Origin of the sequence: Peribacillus simplex, from assembly GCF_900156045.1 — a bacterium.
Taxonomy (GTDB): domain Bacteria; phylum Bacillota; class Bacilli; order Bacillales; family DSM-1321; genus Peribacillus; species Peribacillus simplex_D.
In genome coordinates this window covers 498,414-517,606 of the sequence record NZ_FTMX01000003.1, presented here as the reverse complement: position 1 = coordinate 517,606, position 19,193 = coordinate 498,414, and the positions used below count along the sequence as shown (strand labels likewise).

Annotated in this window: 16 protein-coding genes; 8 read left to right on the top strand and 8 right to left on the bottom strand. The window is 42.9% G+C overall.

The genetic code is table 11. The annotated features are described in order from the left end of the window. The first annotated feature begins 208 nt into the window (after positions 1-208). From BW986_RS13885 to BW986_RS13875, 3 genes are all read left to right on the top strand, one after another. On the top strand, positions 209-1,393 hold the full coding sequence (locus tag BW986_RS13885) for a NupC/NupG family nucleoside CNT transporter (protein WP_076368455.1): 1,185 nt from the start codon (positions 209-211) through the stop codon (positions 1,391-1,393). A 154-nt stretch (positions 1,394-1,547) separates the two neighbouring features. Then, positions 1,548-2,507, top strand: coding sequence for a peptide-methionine (R)-S-oxide reductase MsrB (gene msrB, locus BW986_RS13880; RefSeq protein ID WP_076368454.1), 960 nt, complete (start codon positions 1,548-1,550; stop codon positions 2,505-2,507). 22 nt (positions 2,508-2,529) lie between these two features. Further along, positions 2,530-3,384, top strand: coding sequence for an STAS domain-containing protein (locus BW986_RS13875; protein ID WP_076368453.1), 855 nt, complete (start codon positions 2,530-2,532; stop codon positions 3,382-3,384). A 63-nt stretch (positions 3,385-3,447) separates the two neighbouring features. On the opposite strand, the gene BW986_RS13870 is transcribed toward BW986_RS13875, so the two are convergent. From BW986_RS13870 to BW986_RS13855, 4 genes are all read right to left on the bottom strand, one after another. After that, positions 3,448-5,100 carry a glutamine--tRNA ligase/YqeY domain fusion protein gene (locus tag BW986_RS13870; RefSeq protein WP_076368452.1) on the bottom strand — a complete coding sequence of 551 codons (1,653 nt, stop codon included), beginning with the start codon at positions 5,098-5,100 and terminating at the stop codon, positions 3,448-3,450. A 308-nt stretch (positions 5,101-5,408) separates the two neighbouring features. Continuing rightward, positions 5,409-6,149, bottom strand: coding sequence for an amino acid ABC transporter ATP-binding protein (locus BW986_RS13865; protein WP_076368451.1), 741 nt, complete (start codon positions 6,147-6,149; stop codon positions 5,409-5,411). An 11-nt stretch (positions 6,150-6,160) separates the two neighbouring features. Then, positions 6,161-6,826: an amino acid ABC transporter permease gene (locus BW986_RS13860; RefSeq protein WP_076368450.1), complete on the bottom strand. Its 666-nt coding sequence runs from the start codon at positions 6,824-6,826 to the stop codon at positions 6,161-6,163. Positions 6,827-6,852: 26 nt separating this feature from the next. Then, positions 6,853-7,632: a transporter substrate-binding domain-containing protein gene (locus tag BW986_RS13855; RefSeq protein WP_076368449.1), complete on the bottom strand. Its 780-nt coding sequence runs from the start codon at positions 7,630-7,632 to the stop codon at positions 6,853-6,855. Between the two features lie 473 nt (positions 7,633-8,105). Here BW986_RS13855 and purU point away from each other — a divergent pair, with 473 nt between their 5' ends. Continuing rightward, the gene (gene purU / locus BW986_RS13850) at positions 8,106-9,008 is read left to right on the top strand and encodes a formyltetrahydrofolate deformylase (protein ID WP_076368448.1); all 903 of its coding nucleotides are present in this window, start codon (positions 8,106-8,108) and stop codon (positions 9,006-9,008) included. Between the two features lie 56 nt (positions 9,009-9,064). On the opposite strand, the gene BW986_RS13845 is transcribed toward purU, so the two are convergent. The 3 genes from BW986_RS13845 to BW986_RS13835 all read right to left on the bottom strand — a co-directional run bounded on the left by BW986_RS13845 (position 9,065) and on the right by BW986_RS13835 (position 11,692). Beyond that, positions 9,065-9,721, bottom strand: a complete 657-nt coding sequence (locus BW986_RS13845; protein ID WP_076368447.1) for an SIMPL domain-containing protein — start codon at positions 9,719-9,721, stop codon at positions 9,065-9,067. 143 nt (positions 9,722-9,864) lie between these two features. Further along, positions 9,865-10,059, bottom strand: a complete 195-nt coding sequence (locus BW986_RS13840) for a YwbE family protein (RefSeq protein WP_076368446.1) — start codon at positions 10,057-10,059, stop codon at positions 9,865-9,867. A 112-nt stretch (positions 10,060-10,171) separates the two neighbouring features. After that, the gene (locus BW986_RS13835) at positions 10,172-11,692 is read right to left on the bottom strand and encodes an FAD-dependent oxidoreductase (protein WP_076368445.1); all 1,521 of its coding nucleotides are present in this window, start codon (positions 11,690-11,692) and stop codon (positions 10,172-10,174) included. A 1,430-nt stretch (positions 11,693-13,122) separates the two neighbouring features. Here BW986_RS13835 and BW986_RS13825 point away from each other — a divergent pair. Then, positions 13,123-14,316, top strand: a complete 1,194-nt coding sequence (locus BW986_RS13825; protein WP_076368443.1) for a ParM/StbA family protein — start codon at positions 13,123-13,125, stop codon at positions 14,314-14,316. Positions 14,317-14,324: 8 nt separating this feature from the next. After that, on the top strand, positions 14,325-14,864 hold the full coding sequence (locus BW986_RS13820) for a hypothetical protein (protein ID WP_076368442.1): 540 nt from the start codon (positions 14,325-14,327) through the stop codon (positions 14,862-14,864). A 98-nt stretch (positions 14,865-14,962) separates the two neighbouring features. On the opposite strand, the gene BW986_RS13815 is transcribed toward BW986_RS13820, so the two are convergent. Beyond that, on the bottom strand, positions 14,963-16,255 hold the full coding sequence (locus tag BW986_RS13815) for an NCS2 family permease (protein WP_076368441.1): 1,293 nt from the start codon (positions 16,253-16,255) through the stop codon (positions 14,963-14,965). 296 nt (positions 16,256-16,551) lie between these two features. On the opposite strand from BW986_RS13815, the gene BW986_RS13810 reads away from it, so the two are divergent. Beyond that, positions 16,552-18,249 (top strand): DEAD/DEAH box helicase, encoded by a 1,698-nt coding sequence (locus BW986_RS13810; protein WP_076368440.1) that lies wholly within the window; start codon positions 16,552-16,554, stop codon positions 18,247-18,249. Between the two features lie 15 nt (positions 18,250-18,264). After that, positions 18,265-19,173: a phosphotransferase gene (locus BW986_RS13805; protein WP_076368439.1), complete on the top strand. Its 909-nt coding sequence runs from the start codon at positions 18,265-18,267 to the stop codon at positions 19,171-19,173. Positions 19,174-19,193 lie beyond the last annotated feature (20 nt).

Sequence of the window (19,193 nt, the reverse complement as noted above, 5' to 3'; positions counted from 1 at the left end):
TAATTCACGAAACCCTTCATTGTCACTAATTGTTATTTTAAAAAGGGAAATAATAATTGCACTAAAAAAAATATTAGTTTAATATAGACTTCTGGAGAGGTACGTACATGTATTTTGGATGAAAGAGAAAACGTTTGCATAAATTTTTTGAGGGTATCCTACTAGTAATGCACGAACATTAAATTCACCCTTAGTGGAGGCAGAATATATGAAATTTCTGATTGCAATTTTAGGCCTGCTTATTGTTTTTGGACTAGCTTTCTTAGTCAGCAGTGACCGGAAGAAAGTTAAAATTAAACCGATCATCCTCATGGTGGTCATTCAGCTTATTTTAACTTATTTATTATTGAACACGAAGTTTGGTTTAGTGATCATCAATTCGATTGCCGATGGTTTCGGAAAACTTTTAGAATGGGCAAATGAAGGAATCACCTTTGTATTTGGCGGGATTGTAAACGAAGGAGCTTCACCATTCTTTTTAAATGTCCTTCTTCCTATCGTATTCATCTCAGCATTAATCGGGATTTTACAACACTTCAAGATCCTTCCGTTCATAATGAAGTGGATTGGATTCCTTCTAAGTAAGGTGAATGGGATGGGTAAATTGGAATCCTACAATGCGGTTGCATCAGCAATAGTGGGCCAATCCGAGGTTTTCATAACCTTGAAAAAACAACTCGGTGCCATTCCGCCATCTCGCATGTATACGCTTTGTGCATCAGCCATGTCAACTGTATCGATGTCGATCGTCGGTGCATATATGACGATGATTGAACCAAAGTACGTTGTGACGGCAATTGTTATTAACATGTTTGGTGGATTTATCATCGCATCCATTATCAATCCTTATACCGTAACGGATGAAGAGGATATTCTCCCTGTTGAAGAAGGGGCAGAGAAGCAGTCTTTCTTCGAAATGCTTGGGGAATATATCATGGATGGGTTTAAGGTTGCTATCACTGTAGCAGCGATGTTAATTGGTTTCGTTGCGTTAATCGCAGGGATCAACAGCGTATTCGACATGATCTTCGGAATCAGCTTCCAAGACATCATGGGGTATATCTTTGCACCGTTTGCCTTTATCATGGGTATACCGATTTCAGAAACCGTGACTGCTGGCGGAATCATGGCGACGAAACTGGTAACCAATGAATTCGTTGCCATGCTTAGCTTAGGGGAGGCATCATCAGCCTTGAGCGAAAGGACGATAGGGATCGTTTCGGTTTTCTTGGTTTCATTCGCTAATTTCTCATCTATTGGAATCATTGCCGGTGCAGTCAAAGGACTTCATGAAAAACAGGGGAATGTTGTAGCCCGTTTCGGCTTGAAGCTGTTATACGGTGCGACTCTTGTCAGCATCCTATCAGCGATCATTGTAAGTGTGATACTTTAATAAGGGATCTAACACAAAGGGCACTTAGGGTTTACTCCTAAGTGCCTCTTTTATATTTGTACAGCAAAGATAGAAAGTGATTTTTGAATTTGAAGGTGTTTGGCTTACTGGTATATAATACATAAAATGACAGGCGTGAAAGGGGAGTTTTAGGATGACGACGGCTGGAAAAGAAACGGCAATCTTTGCAGGAGGCTGTTTTTGGTGCATGGTTGCTCCCTTTGATGAAATGGATGGGATTATTTCAGTGACATCAGGTTATACAGGCGGCAAATTTGCCGCGCCCAGTTATAAACAAGTGATTACCGGTTCGACTGATCATGTTGAAGCGGTGAAAGTGGTATTCGATCCATCAATCATTTCCTATAAAACGTTATTAGAGATATTCTGGCGCCAAATCGATCCTACGGATGACGATGGACAGTTCTCGGATAGGGGAAAGCAATACAAGGCAGCCATTTTCTATCTTAATGAACGTCAGAAACAGGAGGCAGAACAATCGAAGGAAGAATTAATGATGAGCGGTCGGTTTAAGAAACCTATTGTTACGGGTATTCTACCCACGGGGAAATTTTACGAGGCTGAGGAATATCATCAAGAATTCTATCGGAAAAATCAGTTTCGCTATGCATTGTATCGTAAAGGCTCAGGACGGGATGCTTTCATTAAAGAAAATTGGCCAAAGGATAATGCACACCTAAGAAAGACCTTAACGGAGAGCCAGTTCCATGTCACCCAGGAAAATGGCACGGAGCCGCCTTTCGATAATGCCTATTGGGATCACTTTGAAGAAGGCATCTATGTGGATGTCGTTTCTGGGGAGCCTCTATTCAGTTCGCGGGATAAGTATGATAGCGGTTGTGGGTGGCCAAGCTTCACCAAGCCCATCATGTCGGCAAGTGTCAATGAGAAAATGGATCTCAGCCACCGAATGACCCGGACCGAGGTGCGCAGCAGGGACGCCGATTCACACCTTGGACATGTTTTCCCTGATGGCCCAAGTCCTAAAGGCACGAGATATTGCATAAACTCTGCGTCCCTTCGATTCATTCCTAGAAATGAAATGGAGAGAGAGGGATATGGAGATTTATTAATACTTTTTAAAATGAAATAACTAGTGAGATAGGGGAGCACAAATGGATAAAATAGATGAAAATTTATATCGATATATCCTTGATAACTCATCCAAGATTACGGAAAACTGGCTGGCTTTAAGGGAAAAGCAGTCTGGATCCATCTATTCAATGGATTCTAATGCGGAAATCGAAAAGCTTCTTAGAGAACAGAATACATTGACCATCAAGACAGTGACAAGTGCTTTACTTGAAGATAAAACTGCTTTTATTGATACGATGGAGCAGTGGGCCACACTTGTCGCGAAGAGCAGGGTTGAATCGGACACCCCCATTTACGAAGTGTTGGAAGCACTTAATAAGGTTCGTGAAACATATTGGGCATTCATCACTGATTATATGCTCATGGATACGAAGATAACGAAGGATATAATCATCCGATGGAGCCGGCTTATTAATGGTGCCTTCGATCAATTGAACCGTGAGTTCACTGAGCAGTATTACCTTTTGACAAAAGTACGTTTACTTGCTCAACAGGAGCTGATTAATGAACTGGGTGCACCCGTCATTCCCATTGTTGATGCCATTGCGGTATTGCCGTTAATCGGTGAAATCGATACCTTTCGGGCAAAGGAAATTTTGAATGCGACTCCAAGCAAATGCATTAGCAAAAATGTCACTCACTTATTCATCGATTTATCTGGAGTCTCCCTTTTAGATACGATGGTTGCCCAACAGATCTATCAATTGATAAGTACCCTGAACCTGTTAGGCATTCAATCGACCATTTCCGGGATTCGTCCTGAAGTGGCCCAGACATCGATTCAGTTAGGTCTTGATTTTAGTCAGGTTTCGACACATAGTACTCTTAAACAGGCCCTTTCCAAGCAAGGGATCAAACTTTACGAGAAAAAATGACAGAAGGTACAGAGAATGAAAAAGAACCAGATTCGTCTAGGAATCTGGTTCTTTTCCGTGATTCTATAACTTGAATGAACTCTTCAACCCAACGATTTGGTTGAAGACCAAGTGATCGGCCGCAGTGAGTTTTGAATCAACATTATAATAGCCATGCCTGAAGAATTGGAATTTATCCTGAGGCTTAACATCTTTCATGTTAGGCTCGACAAATCCTTGTAAAATTTCTACAGAATCAGGGTTTACCCGGTCCAGGAATGATTTTTCTTCCTCTTCATCATTTTCTTTATCCAAGATTAACGGCTGGTAGTTGCGGAACTCTGCTGAAACGGCTTGTGAAGCTTCGACCCAGTGCAATGTACCTTTTACTTTACGGCCAGTGAAGCCCGAACCGCTTTTCGTTTCAATGTCGTATGTGCAGCGAAGTTCAATGACGTTACCGGCTTCGTCTTTTATCACTTCTTCACATTTAATGAAATAAGCATGTTTCAAACGGACTTCATTGCCCGGGAAAAGTCGGAAATACTTTTTCGGCGGATTTTCCATGAAATCGTCCTGTTCGATATATATTTCACGTGAAAACGGGATTTGGCGTGTGCCCATTTCCGGAACTTCCGGATTGACCTCAGCATCCAGCCATTCTACCTCGCCTTCCGGATAGTTGGTGATGACCACTTTAAGCGGGTTTAGGATACCCATAGTCCGTGGAGCCTTCAGCTTTAAGTCTTCCCGCACGAAATGATCAAGCATTTGAGAGTCTACGACACCGCTTGTTTTTGCGACACCTATTTCTTGGCAGAATGCACGAATCGCTTCGGGTGTATACCCGCGTCTCCGCAAGCCTGAAATGGTAGGCATCCGTGGGTCGTCCCAGCCGTCCACGAAGCCCTCATCGACAAGCTGCTTCAGTTTTCGCTTGCTCATTACTGTATTGGTCAGGTTAAGGCGGCCAAATTCATATTGTTTTGGCTTGCTTTCCATTTCACAATATTCAACGATCCAGTCATAAAGAGGGCGTTGATCTTCGAACTCAAGCGTACAAATGGAGTGTGTGACTCCCTCGATGGCATCTTCAATTGGGTGGGCAAAGGCATACATTGGGTAGATGCACCATTTGTTGCCGGTATTATGGTGTTCAGTATGGGAGATACGGTATATGACGGGATCACGCAAATTGATGTTAGGCGAGCTCATATCGATTTTGGCACGCAATACTTTTGCACCGTTTTCGAATTCGCCGCTGCGCATCTTTTCAAATAGTTCAAGATTTTCCTCGACAGTTCTATTGCGGTAGGGGCTATCTTTTCCCGGCTCGGTCAGCGTTCCGCGATATTCACGGATTTGGTCGGCATTAAGGTCGTCCACATATGCCAGTCCTTTATTGATGAGCAGCACAGCTCTTTTATACATTTCATTAAAATAGTCGGAAGCGAAGAAAAGGTTATCCCAGTCGTAACCGAGCCATTTTACATCTTCCTTAATGGAATTGACAAACTCAATATCCTCTTTCAATGGATTCGTATCATCGAAACGAAGGTTAGTTTTCCCATTGAAATCATCAGCCACCCCAAAATTCAAAATGATTGATTTGGCGTGCCCGATATGTAAATATCCGTTCGGCTCAGGAGGGAAGCGGGTGATGACATGATCATGTTTTCCGGACTCTAGATCATCTTTTATAATATTTTTAATAAAATTCGAAGAGTTATTTTCCAACTGAATTCGACCTCTTTCATTTATATACTTCTTTTAATTTTACCTGTATATATACCATAAATACAGATATTTTTCCATGTTCGAGCCGGAATCAGGGTTTATCTGAAACAATTCATCAAGTATTTAGTTTGTACAATCAGAGCGAAAATATCCCTGAAACTTTAATCATGTAATTTAGGGAACGATCCATCTCGCGAATATAGAAACCAAAATAAGCAATACAGGAAGTCATGCCTGTATTGCTTATTTTGATGATTTAGTCTCTAGGACGAATTATTCTCGCTATTAGACAGATTATAGGATGGAAATCAAAAGACTGTCGTTTGCAAAAATTCTTTTGTCCGCTCTTCTTTTGGATTGGTGAAGAATTCTTTTGGCGGGCCGCTTTCGACAACCCTCCCATTATGCATGAAGACAATCCAATCCCCGACTTCACGTGCAAAGCTCATTTCATGTGTAACAACTACCATTGTCATCCCTTCCAAGGCAAGTTCCTTCATGGTGGCAAGAACTTCTCCGACAAGTTCGGGATCCAGAGCCGAGGTAGGCTCATCAAAGAGCAGGATATCAGGCTTCATGGCAAGGGCACGGGCTATGGCGACACGCTGTTTCTGCCCACCTGAGAGCTTGCTAGGATAGACATCCGCTTTATCTGATAAGCCGACTTTGGCAAGCAATGCTTTTGCTTCCTCGATCGCCTGGGCCTTAGGGACTTTTTTGACGTGAGTCGGTGCTTCGATGACATTTTCAAGCACGGTCATATGCGGGAAGAGGTAGAAATGCTGGAAAACCATTCCGACTTTCTCGCGGATTTTATTAATATCATGGGTACCCGGTTGGACTTCCGTTCCTTCAATGAGGATTTGCCCGCTGTCTTTTTTCTCTAAATAATTCAAACAGCGAAGCAGGGTGCTTTTTCCGGAACCGCTTGGCCCGATCAGACAGACAACATCGCTATCCAGTACCTTCATATCAATATCTTTGAGTACATGCAGGTCTCCATACGATTTATTTAAATTCCTAATGCGAATCATTTCTTTTTGTTCCATTTCAATTCCCCCTATCGATCACTAATGGAAAGTTTCTTTTCGAATAAATTGACGATGATGGTCAGGAATGCCACTAGAATCAAGTAGTAGACCGCTACAATCAGTAAATACGTCATTTCATCGAAATTATTCGAACCTAATGTAGTCGCCACGTTAAACAGCTCATTCATGGAGATGAAGGCTGCCAGTGATGAATCTTTCAGTCCGATGATGAATTGGTTGCCTAGCGGCGGCAATGCGCGACGGAAGGCTTGAGGTAAGATGATTCTTCTTAATGTGAGCGATTTGCTCATGCCAAGGGAGCGTCCGGCTTCCATTTGGCCTTTATCGATGGATTGGATCGTACCACGTAAAATTTCAGAGATATAAGCTCCATTATGGAAGGCCAAGGCAAGTGATGCCGCCCAGAAGTCCGGCAGTAAGAAGAGATTGCTGATACCGAAATATAGTATGAATATCTGTACGATTAGCGGTGTTCCCCGTACCAGGAATACATATGTATCTGAAATCCAGGCAAGAATTTTTATATTGGAAATTTTTAAAAGTGCAAATAGCAATCCGATGACGATTCCTACCAATATGGAGACTACCGTCAGTTCCAATGTGAGGAGCATGGCTCGGATGAATACGTCCGAGGAGTTAAATAATGTATCAAAAAAATGTGAAAAACTTGGCAATGTAATGACTCCCTTTCTATCAATCTTTATTCAGGCTTGGTTGTGATGTCCTCACCAAAGTACTTTTTGCTGATTTCGGCAAGCGTTCCATCTTCCCGGAGGTTTTCAAGTGCTTCGTTAATGCGTGCAAGCAGCTGAGGGTTGTCGTTAGGCAGTACGATGGCCTGCTCGCTTCGTTCGATCAATTGCCTGCCTTCGATGTCGAAACCTTCCTTGGTAGCTTCCTTGCCGGTTACGAAGTCGGTGATGACGGCATCATGACGTCCTCCGCTCAATGCTTTCAGGGCGGTGATATCACTGTCATAGGTTTTTACATTGGTTGTATATTTTTCTGCTGTGGTTGCGTACGTGGAGCCTTTAGAAGCCGCAACTTCCTTTCCCTTTAAATCTTCGACCGTTTTAATATCACTGTCTGAGCGGACGAAAATTTGAGGACCTGAGTAGTAATAAGGGGTCGAGAAGGCAACATGTTTACTTCGTTGTTCATTGATTGTATGACTGGCAACCGCGGCATCTGCCCGACCGGTTTTGACACCTTCCACGATGCCTTTGAATTTTATCCGTTTAGGTACTGGCTCCAGGTCCAGTTCCTTTGCTATTGCATCGCCAACCTCAATATCGAATCCAGTTACGGTCATGTCATCATTGACATAACTGAATGGCTTGAATTCGCCTGAGGCAGCGAAAACAAACTGGTCCTTATTGATCAGCTTACTTCCATCCTCCAGCTGGTCCTTTTCAGCACAGCCGGACAGAAGACCGAGAACAGCCAGAATGGATACAATGAATGTAACTGATGATTTCATGATAATTTCATTTCCCCCTTTGAAAAAAACTAATAGAATGGTCTATACCCTTATGAGGCAGTGAATAACCTTATTATCTAGGGAAAATAAAACTGAAATAAAAAGGTGGCCTGGTTCATGCCGTCCTGTTCAGTCAAGAATCCCCTTCATTATGCATTTCATAAAGGTTCTCGACCTTTACCTTCATTTCCTTCCAAATTACAGGTAATTTCCTGAAAAAATGACATAAATCTTTTAATGGAGGAAGAAATTTAGGTTAGATTCAGCTCTAGATAGGAATTCGACACAATTAGGATGAAGATTAAGAATTTATCAAAAGAGAAAAACTGATGAATGGGATGGGATAAAACGGGAGGATTTCAAGAAAGGACCGCGTTGTCTGCCAACAAAATCCCGCAATGAATGGACTGACTTTAATTTTGCCCATGAATTGAAGTATAATATAGCAAAATAGAAGAAGGGCAGTTGGGAAAATGGTTAGCAACTTTGTGCAAGAACAGTTACAGGAGTTTCGCGAAAAGAATCAAGATAGAGGCCGTTTGATTATAAAGTGTCCGGACCGGCCAGGAATTGTTTCGACAGTTACTGCCTTTCTTAATGAATATGATGCAAATATTGTTGAATTGAGTCAGTATTCGATGAATCCAGAGGGCGGTACCTTTTTCACCAGGATCGAATTCGATTGTCCGGGATTGAAGGATAGGGCAGCGGATATGCAACTGGCATTCCAGGAAGTTTCGACAGCATTCTCCATGCAATGGACATTTAACCATGTGAGTGATTTGAAGAGGACGGCAATCTTCGTTTCCAAGGAACCGCATTGTCTTCTGGAATTGCTATGGGAGTGGCAAAGCGGGGATTTATTAGCTGATATTGCGCTGGTCATCAGTAATCATGAAGATACGAGGCAAATTGTCGAATCGATGGGCATCCCATTTTATTACATTCCTGCAAATAAGGATATACGTAGGGAAGTGGAGACAAAACAGCTTGGACTTCTGGAAGAATTCAAAGTGGACCTTATTATCTTAGCCAGGTATATGCAGATATTGACGCCGGACTTCGTAGCGGCCCATCCAAACAAAATCATCAATATACATCATTCATTTTTACCTGCATTCATTGGAGCACGGCCTTATGAAAGAGCTTATGACAGAGGTGTTAAGCTGATTGGTGCGACTTCCCATTATGTGACGAATGATTTGGATGAAGGTCCAATCATCGAGCAGGATATTGAACGTGTGGACCATCGTGATTCTGCTGGGGATATGAAGAAAATCGGTCGTTCAGCTGAACGCAGGGTGCTGGCACGTGCCGTTAAATGGCATTTGGAGGACCGCGTCCTTGTTCATGAAAATAAGACGGTAGTCTTTTAAAGTGAAACCCCCCATTGTTCATCAAGGGGGGTTTTTAGGATGGAATTTAGTGAGTGCTAGTACGTGTACTCCACCCTTACTGAGGCAGTGATGTTCAATTCACCAGGCTGAATCGGGGTAGTCGCCATTTTTGAAAAGGTACTTGTTTGGTAAAGCATCGGTGTTGCCGTTTCAGATAGCTCTTCAACTTTATTAGGGACTGGGTTCAATGAGATTCCTAGTGTTCGGGCCATGGAGAGTGCTTTTTCGTATGCATTTTTTAAAGCGAGAGAAAGTGCCTGGTTATAGTATGCATCTGGGTTGGATAAAGAGAAGCGGATGCTGGTGATTGAATTGGCACCGCTTCTGACGGCCGTGTCGATTATGCTGCCTATTTTCTCGATGTCGGTCGTTTGGGCTTGGATGATGTGCTGGACTTTGTAGTTCTTGAACAATTCCTTTCCGTCAATATAATCATATTGCGGATCGATTCTGTAATCACTCGTTTTCAATTGCTCTTCGGGAATGCCTGCGGATTTAAGTGCCGCGATGACATTTGCGATTGCTTGGGAATTGGCTTGCTGGGCCTTTTGCGGGTCCTTATCCTCTGTTATGACTCCTAGGGTGATTGTGGCTTGATCCGGAGCAGCGGATAGCGTCTCTGAGCCGGAAACTTTCAATGTATGTTCATCGTTGCGGTAATGAACCTCATCGGGGGCATTGTATTCTTTCATTTTGTGACACCAGCCTTTTTTTAAAAGAGATAATCTCACCCTATTGTACGAATTATGAACGGGAAACATGATTGAAATATCCCCATTGTCATTAATTCGGTCGAATGATCACAAAAAAACACTCGGCCTGGACCGAGTGCGCATTACTTATGAATGACTTGAACCCTGCCAACCTGGCCATCAGTCAATCTTACTTTAATTCCATGAGGGTGAGTGCTGGAGTTGGTCAAAATATCCTTTACAGTGCCGCTTGTCAGTTTTCCGCTGCGTTGATCTGCTTTAAGTACAATGTCCACAGAGGCACCTGGGGTAATGTCCTTCCGATTTTTACCGTTCATTTCAATTCAATCCTTTTTAGAGTTATTTGCAACCATTCAACAACCATGCAGTAACTTCAGTATAAGGAAAACAGCGGACCGAGTCGACTATTAGATAAAATCACGATGACCATCAGCGTATTTTTTTCAATGGTTCGACAGCAGGGCCATTCAACACTTCACCAGCAATGGAGTAGCGGGAGCCATGGCATGGGCAATCCCAAGTACGGTCACCGCTATTCCAGGCAACTTCACACCCCATGTGCGTACATGTGGAATCAACGATATGAAGCTGGCCATCATGATCACGGTAACACCCAGCCTTGTCTCCATTCACCTTCACGATTGCTCCTTCATCAATTCCTATGTCTTCAGGCGTTTTATGAATGACGGCCAATTTGCTTTTGATCAAATGCTTCGCTACATCAGCATTATCTTGGACTATATTCTTCATGCCTTTTAAACGGGCGGGGTCATACAAGTCTGCATACCGGTTATCCTTTTGCAAAACCCGGTCAGTTAAGATCTTGGCCGCAATCGACCCATTCGTCATTCCCCATTTTGCATAGCCGGTAGCTATCAGAACGTTTGGATTATTGGATGTCACTGGTCCGACGAAGGGGATCTTGTCCGGTGTCACAATATCTTGTGCCGACCAGCGGTAGGGAATGTCCTTCACATCGAAATATTGGGAACTGAAGTCCTTCAGTGCTTCATAATGCTCGATCATCGAGACTCCCTGGCCAGTTTTATGACCATCCCCGCTGACCAGTATCAGTTTTTCCCCATTGTCTAATTCCGTATAGCGAAGGGAGCGGGTAGGGCTATCTGCGCTGTAATACATCCCACCGGGATATTCCTGTTCAGTCCTGATTCCAAGTACATAGGACCTATCTACATGGACACGGGCAAAGTATAAGCCCTTTTCATCATTAAAAGGGAAGTGGGAGGCAACGATTACCTGATTGCTTTTGATTGTATGTCCAGTATCAGTCAGAACGGTAGGTGGATCGCCGTCTTCAATTTTCATTGCCGTTGTCCGTTCATAAATTTTGCCTCCACTTTCGAGAATTGTCGAAATGAGGGCAGTTAAGTATTTTAACGGGTGAAACTGTGCTTGATCTTTCATGATCACAGCAGCTTTAGAGGGGATGGAGAAAGGGATACTCTCTGCATAATCCCCCCGAATGCCGAGTTTTTGATAGGCTTTCAGTTCATTTTGAATTTTGATTTTATATTCTTCTGTATTTGCGTAGACATAGGCATCCTGTGCAGTCAAATTACATTCAATGGAATGTTCCTCTACCAAGTCTTTGATTAGCTTCATTCCATCTGCGTTGGCTTCATAATAAAGTTTGGCCGCCTCTTCGCCATGGTCAGTGATCAATTGGTCATAAATCAAGCCATGTTGGGCCGTGATTTTTGCTGTAGTGTGGCCTGTCGTTCCAGTTAGGATTTCGCCTGCATCAATCAGAGTGACTTTAACACCTTGTTTAGCTAGTAGATAAGCAGAAGTGATTCCAGTAATTCCGCCGCCTACTATTAAGACATCAGAGTTTATATCTGTTTCTAGTTTAGAAAAAGATGGGAAAGTTAACTCACTGCGCCAATAGGGTTCCGGAAATCGGGGAAGGTCTGTATTTTTTTCAGTCATTTAAATACCTCCATACAGTTCATTAGTGAATTGTCCATTTATTACCATACCCAAATTCGCTATTTTTACGCTTATTTTTGTAAGAAGAAAGAGTGGGGAAATACATTATTTGGTTTGTTTGCAAAAATGTATACATGTAAACAAAAATAGATGTAATGTATACAAATAAGTGTACATGTTTACAAACACGTACACATGGCTATGTATTAAGGTGTATACATATTTGTTTCTATTGTAAACAATTTGAAAACAATTCGACAAATATAGTTGCAATATATGAAGGATTGACTATCATGAAAAAATTTTCAGCCTCCAGAATCGTGGAGAGGAGGGCCGTTAAATATTTTAAAGGCGTGAAACTGCGCATGGATCATGGAAGATTTACAAGGAAAGGAGAAAGGGGTCTCTTTTGCATAATCCCTGTGATGGCCAGTTTCGATAGTTTTTTTGTTTTTTAATTTTCCTTTTATATTTAGGCTGTTTTCGCATACTTTGTTGCTATTTACCAAGTAAAGCGGTGTGGCTGATTTCCCCTCCAGATGCTCGCTTTCCGCGGGGCGGGCGGTGAGCCTCCTCGGCGTAAACGCCTGTGGGGTCTCACCTGTCCCGCTGCTCCCGCAGGAGTCTCGCACTTGCGCTCCAATCAACCTTAACTTAAATAGTTTCGTTTTAAAAATAACAATCTTTACGAAAGGAGCCTATATTTATCAGTGTTCGCGTGAATTTAGGTATCTACTGTGGTGTCAAATTACATTCGATAGAATGTTCTTCTACCAAGCCTTTGATTAGCTTGTTCATTACATAATATAGATTGGCTTTCTCTTCATCATGTTTTAGTGAACAAACAATTCGTAAATCAGGCCATGCTGTGTACCGTTGTTCCATTAAGGATTTCACGAGCCTCTATCAGTGAAACTTTAATACCTTGTTTAGCGGAGTAATCCCTGTAATTCCGCTGCCTACAATTAGGATGTCAGTGGTTTTAAAAAACGAAGGGGAATTTAATGCACTGCGCCAAGCCAATAGGGTTCCCGAGTGGGAAGTTTCTGTTTGTTCTCAGTCATTTGAGTATCTCCATACAGTTCATTAGTGGATTTTACATTTATTACAATATCCTAATCCGCTATTTACACGCTTATTTTTGTAAGAAGAAAGAGTAAAAAGATACAGTATTTGGTTTGTTTGCAATTACGTATACATGTAAACTAAAATAGATGTAATGTATGCAAATAGGTATACATGTTTACAAATATGTATACCTGTCTATATATAAGGGTGTATACATAAATGTTCCTATTGTAAACAATTTGAAAACAATTCGACAAATATAGCTACAACTAATGATGCATTGACTATCATGGATACTTTTCCTATCCTTAAAGGGAATGCTTCACTTAAAATTTTTTCAATTAAAAAGGGGATGTTTTTAAATGAGTTCTAGAATCGCGGCAGTAGACGTAGGAAATGATGCTATCAAAGCTATTTTTGGAAAGCTAGAGTCTGAACTTTATATACCGAACGTCATTGCAAAAGATATAGAGGATCGTCCGGTCATCGGGATTGAGGAACTTAATGAAAAAAATCCATTAGAAGGAATCCATATTAGGGTTCATTCACCAGCCCTTCAAGACAATAATGCGATTTATCGCGTTGGAAACTTGGCAACAAAAAGTGATAATCCGGCAGAACTTGATTTAGGAAGCAGTAAATCGGAAGAAGATCAAACATTAGTCATGCTTTTTGCGGCACTTGCATTGGACGCTGCCAAGCAGGGGAACAATGATACATTCAAAAAAGTGAATAACGTTGTGGAAGCCAACTACACGCTTGGAACAGGGTTGCCACTTCGGGAGGTTAAAGAAGGGAAAGACGTCGGTTACCGCTCGAAATTACTTGGTTCCGTCCATCAGGTGGAATTTTTAATTACTCCTAAATATCAAGGCATAAAGGTTAATATCAAATTCGATGAAGTGAAAGTCTATCCAGAGGGCTTCGCTGCATACATAAATTTGGTCATGGATAAAGATTTGAATATCATTAACCGTGAATTAATAGATAGAAGAATACTCATCCAGGATATCGGTGGCCTATCGACAGATATCGCGGTCATTAAAAATCGTAAAGTTGACGATGACAAGGCACAAGGATTCAATTTGGGAGTAGCTGAAGCACTTGAATCAATTCGTGAGGAAATCAGGAAGAAACATGGTGTCGAGTTGGATAGCAGGCGCGATGTCGTAGAAATCATCACGAAGAAAAATGATCGCAATCATATTATGGTTCGCGGGAGCCGGACAAGCGTCCATGATATCGTTGACCGTATTTTGGGAGAACTGGCCAAAAAGCAATATCGCCACCTGCGCAACGTATGGCAAAAAAATTCACAAACGGAAATCTGCTATTTTGTAGGCGGGGGATCGATTGTCCTGAAAGATTACTTGAAAACATTGAATCAAAATTTCGATGGCTACAATATAGACTTTTTCGAAGATGAACGGGAAAGCGTTTGGATGATGGCAAACGCCTATTATAAATTGATTTCGGATTTTAATCGCCGGAATGCAAAGGAACAGAATCAGTCCCAACAAAAGAAGAAAGAACAAAGAACGGGTTCCATTAAATAGGTGAGAGAATGAAAAAAACAGCTTCTTCTGAAATTAAAAGAGGGCAAGCCATCACTTTTCGTATCCCTTCGGATGTATCAGACTATACGTTAAGACAGCTGCAGAAATTGAAGGAAACGGAAAGAAGGAATTTTTCCAGTAAAATTGCCGAGTATGTTCTCGATGGAGTCGGGCAATCCACCCATCAGGATCGGGAAATGATTTCCCTGCCCATGCCGAACAAGCTAAGCAAATCTCAGCGTGATTGGCTCAAGCATTCCCACTCAGAAGCTATGCTTGGAACGATTATGTACAACCTTTTATCCGATCCTTTACGCGCTACCGCCTTGCTTGCCTCTTTGAACAGTAATGGATCGAATGAGGAATATATGCAGGCTGAGCTTGAAGAAAAGGTAGTGGAGAAGGTCAAAGAAGACTTACCTAAGAAAGATCTGGATGACTTTGATTGGAATTTGGATCAACCCGCACAACAAGAGGAAGAATCGGAACCGGAAGAGGAAAATCTTGACGATCTCCTGGGTGATTTCCTTGATCAAATGAACCAGTGAACATGTAGGAGGATATCCGACGATAAGTCGGGTATCCTCCTTTTTATTTGCAGGGGTTATAAAAAAAGAGGAACCACAATGGATCCCTCTTAAAATGATCAAGCCAGGAAAATCAGTTGGTAAAGGAATAAAACGGCAAACATGTACACGAACGGATGCACTTCCCGGAATTTGCCCCTTGCCATTTTTAAAATGGGATAGGAGATGAATCCGAGTGCTATCCCGTTGGCGATGCTTGATGTTAAAGGCATGGCGACAATGACCAAAAAGGCTGGGAATGATTCATCAAAATGTGTCCAGTCAATTTCATTAATGCTTTTAATCATCATGCTTCCGACGATGATCAAGCTAGGTGCCGTAATTGCCGCTACATTTGAGACAGCTCCTATCAGTGGGCTGAAGAAGGCGGTCATCAAGAAAAGGATGGCCACAACCAACGCGGTTAAACCGGTCTTGCCACCCGCTCCTACGCCAGCTGATGATTCAACTGAGGCAGCGGTCGGGCTTGTACCGAACATGGCACCAACAGTAGTGCCGATGGAATCTGCAAAGAAGGCACTGCCGGATTTTTCAAGCTTATTATCCTTCAGCAATCCAGCTTGACGGACTATGCCTAATAAAGCACCGGTCGTATCGAAAAGCATTACAAGCAAAATGGAGAAGACGACGCCATAAAGGCCGTAGTTAATGACATCGGAGATAGATGTGATTGGATTGGCGACTATAATCCCTTCAGGTAATGTAGGGGTTGAAACTAGACCGTTAATTTCCAATTGGCCTGTAAAGAAAGCGATTATGGCAGTCACGATCATTCCGATGAATATCGCTCCCTGCACATTGCGGACGATCAGCACGATCGTTATGACCAAACCAATCAATGTAAGCGCCACACTAGGATCCCTGAAGCTTCCAAGGGTAACCAGGTTGGATTCATGCTGTGTTACGACACCTGACAAGCGAAGTCCGATGAAGGTGATGAAAAGTCCGATTCCGGCACTGATTGCATGCTTCAAGTTATTTGGGATGGCCTCGATCAATTTTGAGCGGAAGGAGGTCAGGGATAAAAGGATAAAGATGATACCGGTAACAAAGACTGCAGAGAAGGCAACTGTGTATGAAATATTATGGGTTCCCAATACCGAGTATGCAAAATAAGCATTCAATCCCATTGCCGGTGCTATGACAATAGGGTAATTGGCTAATAGGGCCATGCTTAGGGTACCGATTATTATTGCAATTATGGTTGCCGTGAATGCCTGGTCGAATGGAACACCGGCATCAGAAAGGATCATTGGGTTTACAACGATGATATAAGCCAAAGTTAAAAAGGTTGTAAGCCCCGCAAGTACTTCCGTCTTAATATTTGAATTCCGTTCTTTTAATTTAAACATGCGGTCACTCCTTTTTTATATACAAAAAATCCTTGCAAAAAACTACAAGGATGAGATGCTTACCCTTTAATTTAAAGTAAGTAGCTCGATTGGATAATCTTATAAATTATATTAGAAAAACAACTAAAGTACAATAGGATGAAAAATTTTAAGGTACAGGTTTTCTCGAAAATAGATAATGATATACTAACAATTAGCTTAGACTATGGAATAAGACATTAAGTGAAGGAAGCTGTTACCATTTCAGTGGATTTATCAGTCAATTAATTGAAGAAATTCAGAAAGTAGGCCCATACATGACAGAATTCATCGACCTTGGCGTCAGCCCGGCGATTAACATGATATTAAAGCAAATAGGAATATCCGCCCCTACCCCTATCCAGGAGAAATCGATACCAGATATCCTTGCTGGAAGGGATGTCATCGCGAAGGCTCAAACGGGGACGGGGAAGACTTTGGCATTTTTGCTGCCAATCCTGGAAAAAGTAGAGCCCGCCGCATCCCACATACAATCCCTGATCGTTACGCCAACCAGGGAATTGGCTTTGCAAATCACTGCTGAATTGAAGAAATTCGCTAATGAAATGGAAGGACTTCAAGTGCTTGCAGTTTATGGCGGACAGGATGTCGAGCAGCAAATGAAAAAACTGACAAGAAACATCTCCGTGGTGGTCGCCACGCCAGGCAGGCTATTAGATCATTTACGAAGAGGAACCATCGATTTATCACAAACTGGAACACTCGTGCTGGACGAAGCCGATCAAATGCTACATATTGGATTTTTACCAGAGGTGGAAGAAATCATGGGGCAGCTTCCAGAGGAGCGCCAAACGTTGCTCTTTTCAGCGACGATGCCTGAACAGGTGCATCAATTGGCTAAACGCTATATGACTAAACCATTAACTGCAGCGGTGAAGGCCGAGCAAGTAACGGTAGAGAAAATCAGGCAGCTAGTCATCGAGACCACCGATCGTGCCAAACAGTCTTCATTAATCAACATGATCAAAGAAGAACAACCATACCTTGCGATCATATTTTGCCGTACAAAACGTCGCGTTTCGGTTTTGAATGATGCCCTGAAGGCAGCTGGATTCAATTCTGAAGAGCTTCATGGTGACCTTTCACAGGCAAAACGGGAACGTGTCATGAAAAACTTCAGAGACGCAAAGCTTCAATATTTAGTGGCGACGGACGTTGCTGCACGAGGACTCGATGTAGAAGGCGTGACACATGTGTTTAATTATGATGTTCCCGAGGATGCAGAAAGTTACATCCACCGAATTGGCCGGACGGGCCGAGCGGGTGAGAATGGCTTGGCAGTAACTTTCATAGCAACGAAGGATTTACAGCTTTTAAGCGAGATTGAAAAAGGGATCTCCATGAAAATCGAAAGAAGGACGATTGAAGGAGTGAAAATGTTCCAACCCGATGAGGTGAGGCAAAAAAGGAAACGCCATGAAGACTCTTCTGGTGAGGGTACCCGCCGACCGCGTTCGGGAGGGGGAAGGAAACACCGGGAACGGATAGATACGAGAGGACCGAATCGAGGCAGTCACCGTTCTGTAAATCAAGCGGACAATCGTGAATCCGAGAGGGAGAAACCACGGGGAGGCCGGATGGAAAACAGCCGCGGACCTAGACGTGAGGATTCACGAGGAGGCCGGATGGAAAACAGCCGCGGACCTAGACGTGAGGATTCACGGGGAGGCCGGGTGGAAAACAGCCGCGGACCTAGACGTGAGGATTCACGGGGAGGCCGGGTGGAAAACGGCCGCGGACCTAGACGTGAGGATTCACATGGAGGCCGGATGGAAAACAGCCGCGGACCAAAGCGGGAGAATCCGCGGGGTGGCCGGTCGGAAGACAGCCGTGGACCAAAGCGTGACAATCCACGAGGAGATCAAAGAGACAGCCGTAGAGCAAACATTATACAAGGACCAAGTAATCTTAGAGGTGGATCTGGCAGCAGACCCAATAGAGGGAGAAACCGGTAAAAGGGGGAGACGGGAGTGGAAAAGCCTTGGTTGGCAGAATATCCGGTTTCGCTGGAGCTAGCGGGGAAATTGATCATGCTGCAGTTTCCGGAAATTGAGTTGAAAGAGATCAAGCAACTTGGGGAGGGTTTCGATAACACGGTCATACAAATCAATGGGCAATTTGTATTCCGTTTCCCCCGCCGCCCTATTGCGGTTAAGTTGATTCAAGTGGAAAGTCAGCTTTTGCCTTCCATTGCAGGCACTTTTCCGCTTGCTATCCCTGAACCGATCTTTTTTGGGAAACCAAGTACACTGTATCCGTATCCTTTTACCGGTTATAAAATGGTAAAGGGACACTTGCCTGTAGAAGGATCGGTGGCAAATAAGGCCGAATCGGCAAAAAGGTTTGCCCATTTTTTGAAAGCTCTCCACGGTTTCCCAGTGGAAAGGGCTATGCGTTTAGGTGTGCAGCCTGATGGGATGATGAGGCTTGATATATCCTATCGTAAGAAATCGCTAATGGAAAATGTCTCGAATCTATTAAAACTAGGATTCTTTGACCAGGCGCATGCGGTTAAGTATTTTGTTGAAACCATAGGTGAATTGGATGTTCAGCACCCGATTTCACTTGTTCACGGAGACATTCATATCCGGAATGTTTTACTTGATGACGAAGGCGTTCTCGCGGGTATCATTGATTGGGGAGATGTTCATGTCGGGAATCCAGCCATTGATTTCTCCTTTTTATACAGTTATTTCCCCAAAGAGGAGCGCAGGGCTTTTTTTGATATCTATGGTGAAATCGAAAAGGAAACAGAGAGTTTAGCCCGGTTCAGAGCAATATATATGCTTGTTACATTACTCGTTTATGGCATAGACCGCCATGATGAAGAACTGATTGCCATTACGAGTACCGGTTTGAAATTTGCTATAGAAGAATAATTATCATGTTCTTTTGATGT